This window comes from Thermobifida cellulosilytica TB100, from assembly GCF_001517975.1.
In the GTDB taxonomy this organism is placed as follows: Bacteria; Actinomycetota; Actinomycetes; order Streptosporangiales; family Streptosporangiaceae; genus Thermobifida; species Thermobifida cellulosilytica.
The window spans coordinates 391,617-399,098 of sequence record NZ_KQ950180.1; the positions used below are offsets into that span (position 1 = coordinate 391,617).

Sequence of the window (7,482 nt, forward strand, 5' to 3'; positions counted from 1 at the left end):
CCCCTTCCAGCGCGTCCAGGTAGACGGCGAGGAAGCGGTCCTGGGCGCGCAGCCACGCCGCCGCCACGAGGTCGTCACGGCGCGGGAAGCGGTGGTAGACGGAGCCGCTGGGCGCTCCGACGGCCTGGGAGACCGCGCGTGCCGAGGCGGCCGCCGGTCCGCCGTCGAGGACGAGTGCGCGGGCGGCGTCGAGCATGGCGTCGGTGGAGTGCTTGACCGGTCGCGGCATGGAATCAGAGAATACTCTCTAATTGAATCGGAGGCCCCTCCCCGGGAGGAACCGTGGTCCGCAACGAGCACCAGCGCCGCCTCGCCGCCTCCCCCGAGGCCGTGGGCGCCCTGGTCGACTCCCTCGCCTCCCCCGACGACCGGCTGTGGCCCGCGGAGCGCTGGCCCGCGATGCGCCTGGACGGGCCGCTGGCCGTGGGAGCCCGCGGCGGGCACGGTCCCGTCCGCTACCGCGTCGCGGAGTACCGTCCGGGCCGCTCCGTCCGGTTCCGTTTCGAGGCACCCGCGGGTTTCCACGGCCACCACGAGTACGCCGTCATCCCGCTCGGCGAGGAGGAGGCCCTGCTGCGCCACAGCCTCGTCATGCGGACCACCGGTTGGGCGCGGCTGAGCTGGCCGCTGTTCTACCGGCCGCTCCACGACGCGCTCATCGAGGACAGCCTGGACCGGGCCTGCCGGTCCCTCGGCCTCGCCGTCGCCCGCCCCCACCGGTGGAGTCCGCTGGTGCGCCTGCTGCGCACGGTCGCGGTCCGCGCCGCGGTCCGGCGCTGAGTCCCGGCCCCGGGCCCCGCAGGCCTGCGGGGCCCGGGGCCGGGAGTTGTCCACAGCCCGCGGATCCGTCTGGCCGCGGCCCGCGGGCAGTGCTCATGCTCGACGCATGGACACGATTCGGGCCGCGAGTGCGTACGCGGCCGCACAGTACGGGGTGATTAGCCGCAGCCAGGCGCTGCGCCACGGCGTCACCGGACCGCAGATGCGCTCCCTGGTGCGTCAGGGGGCGTGGATCCCGCTGCGCCGGGACGTCTACCTGGTGGGCGAGCACACGCCCGCCACCGAGCGGGGCCGCCTGCTGGCGGCGGTGATGGCCGCGCAACTGGCGCTGGGGCCCGCCGCGGTCGCCAGCGGGCCCACCGCCGCCCGCCTGTGGCGGATGCGCGGACTGCCGCCCTGGTCGGGGGAGGTCCACCTGACGGTGCCCGCGTCGCTGGCCCGGCACGGCGGGGACGGCGTGGTCACGCACTGCTGGGCCACCGACCCCGCCGAGGTCACCACGTGCGGTGCGCTGCGGGTGACCACTCCGCAGCGCACCTTGCGCGACGTGCTGCTGGGCACCGACCGCGACACCGCGGTGTGCCTGCTCGACTCCGCTCTCAACCAGGGCCTGGTCCGCGCGGCGGAGCTGCCCGCGCTCGCCGCGGCCAACGCGGGCCGCCCCGGCAGCCTCCCGTCCCGGCCGTGGTGGACGCTGGCCGACGGCCGGGCGCGCAGTCCGCTGGAGACCCGCATCAGACTGGTGTGCGTCGACGGCGGGGTGCCGCCCGACTCCCTGCGGCACCCGTTCCACGACGCGCGGGGACGCCTCGTCGCGGTGGGCGCCCTGTGGTGGGAGAAGCACCGCCTGCTCGTCGAGGCGGAGGAGCGGGACCTGCCCGACTCCGCCGAGGTGCTGCGCCGCGCCCGCCGCCGCAGTGCGCTGGAACTGGCCGTCCCCGGCATCCGCGTCGTCCACTTCTCCTGGGCCGACCTGCGCACCCCCGACCGCATCCTGGCCACCGTGCGCCGCCTGTGCGTCCGGTGAGCGCGGCCGGGCCGGCTCTGCGGTCTCAGGTCGTCCACACCACGTACTGCCAGGCCGCGGCGAGCACGACCAGGACGGCCACGAACAGGATGGTCTTCGGATTCCACTTCGGCCCTGGGAGCTCCTCGCGGGAGTCGGTGCTGGGCGGGTCGATGACCAGGTCCTTGGGGGCGGCGGCGGATTCGGCGAACTGCGCCCGGTACTCCTGCGGGGTCAGCTCCCGCGGCCGCCACACCTCCCGCCAGTCGGGCGCCGAGCTGCTTCCGCGGTCCCCTCCGCCGCCCGGTTCGGCCGCCGCACCGGCCGCACCGACGCGCTGGGGGACCCGCGCGAGCAGCTCGCGGTGGACCTCGCGCGCGGTCTGCTGGGTGAGTCCGGCGCGGCAGGCCAGCATCGCCAGCCGTTCCACCTGCTCTGCCGGGATCACACCGTCGACGGTGAACTTCTCCAGTGCCATGCGGTAGTTGGCCAGGCCGTCCACGCGGGGGGCGGGCGGGTTGCCCATCCGGGGCAGCCGGGAGGCCAGGGTGTCGAGGTCCTCGTCGACCGCCCGGCGGGGGACGGCGGGGCGCGGTGCGATGTCGCCCCCGCAGGCGAGCATCGGCAGCGCCGCCGACACCGGCCCCTCCCAGCCCAGCGGCTGGGGGGCGGTGGCGATCAGGGCCGTCAGCATCGCGGCGAGGCAGCGGGCGTCCTCCAGGGCGTGGTGCTCGGCTGCCGGCCACTGTCCGGTCATCAGCCGGCACAGCGAGTCGAAGCGGTAGTCGGGGTGCTTGAGGTGGGTGCGGCAGGTGCTCAGCAGGCACAGGCCGGGCAGGTTGGTCAGCGGGATGCCGAGGGCGTCGAACTCGGCGGTGAGGAACCGCTCGGCGGTGAAGAGGTCGTAGCCGACGACGACGGCGTCCCCGAGGAAGGAGACCAGGTCCCCGGCGATCTGCTCGAACCCGGGCACGCCCGTCATCCAGGTCTCGGTGATCCCGTGGAGTTCGGTGTTGCCCACGGGGACCCCCGGGTTGACGAGGGTGGCGTACTCGTCGAGCACGGTGCCGTCACCGCGCATCCGGACCACGGCCACCTCGCACAGGCGCGCTCCCCACTCCGCGTCCAGGCCGGTCGTCTGCAGGGAGAGGACGGCGAAGGTGAGCGTTCGGGGATCGGCTCCACCGTTCCTGGTGAGACGGCCGTAGTGGAAAACCATGGGGACCTCCGGGGATGTGGTGACCCCAAGGATCGTAGACCGCAGGCCTGTCGGGGCGGGGTGAAAAGCGGCCTGCGGGGCTGCCGCTGCCGGTCCCGCTCTGCGGTGTGGCCGCGGGTGGGATCGGGGCCGGGAACCGCCGTCCGAGAGGGCTCGGCCTGCTCCCGGCCCGGGCGGGGCCCGTCGGCGGAGCGTCCGGAGGTGCGGTGGGGCGGCTCCGGGGGTGCCGTGTCCGCTTCCGGCCATGCGGGGGCAGAGGAGCACCACGGGATCCCCGTTCCTCACCCGCCGCGCCGGTTCCGCGGCGGCCCGGGCCGGGACAGCGACTCCGACACTGTCGGATTTCTCCTGGAATACTGGGGTTCCCCGTGGTTCGTCCCTGGCGCCGCGGGAAGCCACCGGGTCGGCCGCAGCCGAGCCGCGCCCCTTCGACAGGTCGGGAGTCCCACAGGTGACCGGTAAGGAGCTCAGCCCCTCCGCGCACCAGAAGCAGGAGGTCCGCGAGGTGCTGCGGGCGCTGGTGGCGGACGGGTGGACGCTCCGCGACGAGGGCCACTGGGGTCGGCTGCACTGCCCGTGCGGCTGCTCCCGGATCCAGATCCCGGGCACTCCGCGCAACCCCGGCCAGGCCGCCCGCCGCATCCTGCGGGAGGCGCGGCGCTGCCCGCTTCCTCCCGACGACCCGCGGCGTCCTCCCCTGCGGGAGCGGGGAGAGGGCCGCCCCGTCCAGTCGCGTTGACGTTTGTCAACGGCAGTGCGAGACTGGAGGACGGCAGGGCGCCCCTCCCCCGCCAGCCGCGCCCGCCCTTCGGAAAGGGAACAACCGTTGCCCGACTACGAGTTCGTCTTCGTCGTGGACGGGATCAGCCTTGACGACCACGCCGTCGTCGGCGCCCTCACCGACGAACTGGACGCTGTGCTGTCCTGCTCCCACGGAGTGCACCGCATGACGGTTTCGGGCAGCGGTCCGGACGCGGTCGCCGCCGCCGGAGCCGTGGTGGCGCGCGCCCGGCAGATCGCCCCCGCCATGCGCATCCTGCGTCTGGACCCCGACCTGGTCGGCGTGTCCGACATCGCCGAACGCACCGGCCGCAGCCGCCAGAACGTCACCCAGTGGGTGCACGGCCAGCGTCGGGACCGCGCCCCCTTCCCCGCCCCGGAGGGCACCGTCGGCCGGTCCCTGGTGTGGCTGTGGTCGGAGGTCAACGCCTGGCTGCGCGGCATCGGCCTGGACGACGGCGAGAACCGTCCCACGCGGGCCGAGGCGACCGAGATCGACTGGCTGCTGCGGCACGGCGCGCGGCCGGTCCGGGTCAGCCTCGACGTGGACTTCGACGTGCTGCCCGGCCGCGACGAGACCCGCGGCATCGCCGAACGCCTGGTGGAGCACGCCCGCCACACCCCCCGGTTCATCGAGTACCTGCTGCGCCACCCGCAGGTCCGGGACGCGCGGGGCCGCCACACCGTCGTGGTGTGCTCGCCCGACGACCTGGCCGCCACGGTCTTCGGCCGCCTGTCCGCCCACGGCCGCCCGGTGGTGGTCGCGACCATCACCACCGGTGTCTTCGCCCAGGTCGTCAGCGCGGCCCGGCGGCCGGGCAGCACCCCGGTGGAACTGCCCGCGGGCGCGACGGTGCGCGACTGGATCGGCCTGGTCGCCCTCTACCCGGACCGGGAGTTCTCCGTCGGGGCCGACGCCCTGGGCGCGGTCACGGAGGGCGCCCCCCTGGAGTTCGCGTCGCGGTGACGCCCGCGGCGGGTTCCGGTCGCCCCGCAGTGCCTGCGATCCAGTACGGTCGGAGCGTGAGCGGTGAACACAGCGCCTATCTGATGGTGATCGGCGACCGGGAGGCCCTGGCCTGGGTGCTGTCCACCCGGCAGACCGCGTTTCCCGCCGCCCGGGCAGGCCAGGTGTCCCGCCTGGCGGTCGGGGACGAACTGCTCGTCTACACCACCCGAGGCTGTTTCCGGAACCCCACCCGCGACCGGGGCCGCGTCGTCGCGCGCGCCACCGTGGCCGCCCCGATCGCCCGGGACGAGGAGCCGGTGCGCTTCGGCGGACGCGAGTACCCGCTGCGCTGCCCGCTGCACGTCACCGAACTGGCGCCGTTCGGCCGGGGCGTGGTCCTCGCCGACCACGTCGAGGCGCTGCACGCCTTCCCCGACCCCCGCTCGTGGAGCGTGCGGCTGCGCCGCCCGCTGGTGCCGCTCGACGCGCACGACCGCGACCTCCTGGCCGGTCTGCTGCGCCCGGAGCTCGCCCCGCTCGACGACGCCCTCCCCGAGTACCTGCGCCGCGGCGTCCCGGTGCAGCAGCAGTCGCGCCGGGCTCCGGCCCCGTGACCGTCCCCGGTCCGGCTGTCCCGCCTGCCGGGACTCGGCGTCTGCCGTTTGCCCCTGCCTCTGTCGCAGTCTTCCGGACATGCGTTCCCGCTGCCGCCACCACGCCGGAAATCCCGACCAGACCGGGATTCCCGGCATCCTGGTCGATAATGGGCCGACGGTTACCGTTCTGCCCGACATCGCACCGAATGGGATTCACAGCACCATGGACCCGGAAGCCACCCAAGTACTGACCTGGACCGGAGAGTTCGCCAGCATCGAGGACCCGATCCCGCAGTGGGAGGCCGAAGCCCGCGACCGGCTGCGCACGGCCCTGGACCATCTCACCAAGCCGCTGGAGGACCTGGTGGCCAGGGACGCCAACGAGGGCGACACCCGCCTGCTGATCACCGACTTCCTCAGCGAGGGGCTGGGCTACAACAAGTACGACGAGGTGACCACCGAGTACCGCACCAAGAACGACGCCGTCGACTACGGGCTGAAGGTCGGCGACGAGACCTTCGCCCTGGTCGAGGCGAAGCGGTGCGGCCAGGACCTCAACGCGCGCAGTCTGCGCCCGGCCCGCATCAGCGCCGCGGCCGAGGGGATCAAGTGGCTGGTGCTCACCAACGGCCGGGCGTGGCAGGTCTACCACGCGGAGACGGCCGAGGAGACCCCCCTGCTGGTCCTGGAGGTGGACCTGCTGGGTGAGGCCGACGCGAAGGCCAAGGTGGACGCCCTGTTCCACCTGAGTCGGGCCGCCGTCGCGAACGGTCGGCTGGACACGCTGCTCAAGTGGCGGCAGACGCTGGCCGGCGCGCCGCTGGCCGAGGTGGTGCAGAGCCCGACCGTGGTCGAGGCCATCCGCTCCGAGGTGCGTCGCCTCACCGGGCACGTCGGCCACGTCGGGGACTTCGACGACGTCCTGCGCGCGCTGCGCGAGGAGGTCATCCCCCAGCGGCTGCTGGAGGACTGATCAGCACCCCCGTCTCCGCACGCGCTGCGGGGACGGGGGCGTCCGACGGGTGTCCGCCGCCCGGCAGTGCCCGGCGGCAGCGGAGTGCGCCGTGTGCCGGAGCGGGCGGCCCCGCGTGCGCGTCCGGCCGCCCGCTCCGTCCCGCATCAGGCCAGGGCGGCGTCCAGGGTGATGGCCGTCGCCGCGAGGGCCTTGCTGACCGGGCAGTTCTCCTTGGCGCCCTCGGCCGCCTTGACGAAGTCGTCGGCGGAGATGCCCGGGACCTCGCCGCGGACGACCAGGTGGATGCCCTTGATGCCCTCGCCCGGCTGGAAGGTCACCTGGGCCTCGGTGTGCAGCGTGGTGGCCGGAGTGCCCGCCTTGGCCAGGGCGTTGCTCAGGGCCATGGAGAAGCAGGAGGAGTGGGCCGCGGCGATCAGCTCCTCGGGGCTGGTCAGGCCGCCGTGGGACTCGGCGCGGGCCTTCCAGGTGACCTGCTGCTGGGGCAGGTCGGAGGAGTCGAAGAAGACGGTTCCGCTGCCCTCGAACAGGGTTCCCTGCCACTCGGTGTGGGCCTTGGAGACGATCGGCATGGCAGACTCCGAATCTTTGTCGGTGATCCGTACAGGCTGTGGCTGTCCGGCCGGAGGCGCGGCGCTTCCGGCCGGGCGCACCGGCGGTGCGCGCAGGAACGATCATTCCGGATCCGCGTCGGCTTCCGGTAAGGCAGGGGCCGCCATCGCCGCCGTGTCCTGCTGACCTGGCACCTTGCGGGCACCGGCGGGTGCGGTCCCGGCCCCGCCCCTACCCGGCGCGGCGGCTGTTGACGCACTCCTGCGGGTGACGTGGCGGACACGGCACCGCTCTTTCACCCCGCAGCCCCAATTGGTTTAGACCTTTCCGTCTACGATGGGAGCGGCCCCCGGGCCGACGAGCGCCCGGACCCCGGCCGGGGGCAACCGGGATCGACCACCGCCGACCCAGAAGAGAGCGCGCATGATCCTCACAGTCACGCCCAACCCCAGCGTCGACCGCACCCTGGAGATCGACACCTACGTCCGCGGCTCGGTGCTGCGCATCCACACGTCCATGGCACACGCGGGAGGCAAGGGGGTCAACGTCTCCCGGGCACTGCGCAACCACGGCGTCCAGACCGTCGCGGTGCTGCCCGTGGGCGGCGCCGAGGGCGCCCAGCTCACC

At 74.1% G+C, this 7,482-nt stretch carries 10 protein-coding genes; 7 read left to right on the forward strand and 3 right to left on the reverse strand.

The genetic code is table 11. The annotated features are described in order from the left end of the window. Positions 1-229, reverse strand: a 229-nt coding sequence (locus AC529_RS01620; protein ID WP_157080071.1) for a TetR/AcrR family transcriptional regulator, incomplete at its 3' end; no start/stop codon positions are given. 53 nt (positions 230-282) lie between these two features. On the opposite strand from AC529_RS01620, the gene AC529_RS01625 reads away from it, so the two are divergent. Then, entirely contained in the window at positions 283-780 is a 498-nt protein-coding gene (locus AC529_RS01625; protein WP_068753147.1) for an SRPBCC family protein, read from the forward strand. Between the two features lie 106 nt (positions 781-886). Beyond that, complete coding sequence (locus AC529_RS01630; RefSeq protein WP_083947857.1) at positions 887-1,807, forward strand: hypothetical protein; 921 nt, start codon at positions 887-889, stop codon at positions 1,805-1,807. A 25-nt stretch (positions 1,808-1,832) separates the two neighbouring features. Here the strand turns inward: AC529_RS01630 and AC529_RS01635 are convergent, their stop codons facing one another. Continuing rightward, positions 1,833-3,005 (reverse strand): 3'-5' exonuclease, encoded by a 1,173-nt coding sequence (locus tag AC529_RS01635; RefSeq protein WP_068753148.1) that lies wholly within the window; start codon positions 3,003-3,005, stop codon positions 1,833-1,835. A gap of 451 nt (positions 3,006-3,456) precedes the next feature. Here AC529_RS01635 and AC529_RS01640 point away from each other — a divergent pair, with 451 nt between their 5' ends. The 4 genes from AC529_RS01640 to AC529_RS01655 all read left to right on the forward strand — a co-directional run bounded on the left by AC529_RS01640 (position 3,457) and on the right by AC529_RS01655 (position 6,303). Next, positions 3,457-3,744: a hypothetical protein gene (locus AC529_RS01640; RefSeq protein ID WP_068753149.1), complete on the forward strand. Its 288-nt coding sequence runs from the start codon at positions 3,457-3,459 to the stop codon at positions 3,742-3,744. An 87-nt stretch (positions 3,745-3,831) separates the two neighbouring features. Next, complete coding sequence (locus AC529_RS01645; RefSeq protein ID WP_068753150.1) at positions 3,832-4,752, forward strand: helix-turn-helix transcriptional regulator; 921 nt, start codon at positions 3,832-3,834, stop codon at positions 4,750-4,752. A 56-nt stretch (positions 4,753-4,808) separates the two neighbouring features. Then, positions 4,809-5,348, forward strand: coding sequence for a hypothetical protein (locus AC529_RS01650; RefSeq protein ID WP_198156262.1), 540 nt, complete (start codon positions 4,809-4,811; stop codon positions 5,346-5,348). Between the two features lie 205 nt (positions 5,349-5,553). Next, entirely contained in the window at positions 5,554-6,303 is a 750-nt protein-coding gene (locus AC529_RS01655) for a hypothetical protein (protein ID WP_068753152.1), read from the forward strand. A gap of 146 nt (positions 6,304-6,449) precedes the next feature. Here AC529_RS01655 and AC529_RS01660 read toward each other — a convergent pair whose 3' ends face one another. Then, entirely contained in the window at positions 6,450-6,875 is a 426-nt protein-coding gene (locus AC529_RS01660) for an OsmC family protein (RefSeq protein WP_068753153.1), read from the reverse strand. A 403-nt stretch (positions 6,876-7,278) separates the two neighbouring features. Here AC529_RS01660 and AC529_RS01665 point away from each other — a divergent pair. After that, on the forward strand, positions 7,279-7,482 hold a 204-nt coding region (locus AC529_RS01665), incomplete at its 3' end, for a PfkB family carbohydrate kinase (protein WP_332307031.1).

Coding starts and splice junctions, on each gene's coding strand:
- AC529_RS01660 (WP_068753153.1), bottom strand. CDS start 6,875: ATGCCGATCGTCTCCAAGGCCCACACCGAGTGGCAGGGAACCCTGTTC.
- AC529_RS01635 (WP_068753148.1), bottom strand. CDS start 3,005: ATGGTTTTCCACTACGGCCGTCTCACCAGGAACGGTGGAGCCGATCCC.
- AC529_RS01630 (WP_083947857.1), top strand. CDS start 887: ATGGACACGATTCGGGCCGCGAGTGCGTACGCGGCCGCACAGTACGGG.
- AC529_RS01655 (WP_068753152.1), top strand. CDS start 5,554: ATGGACCCGGAAGCCACCCAAGTACTGACCTGGACCGGAGAGTTCGCC.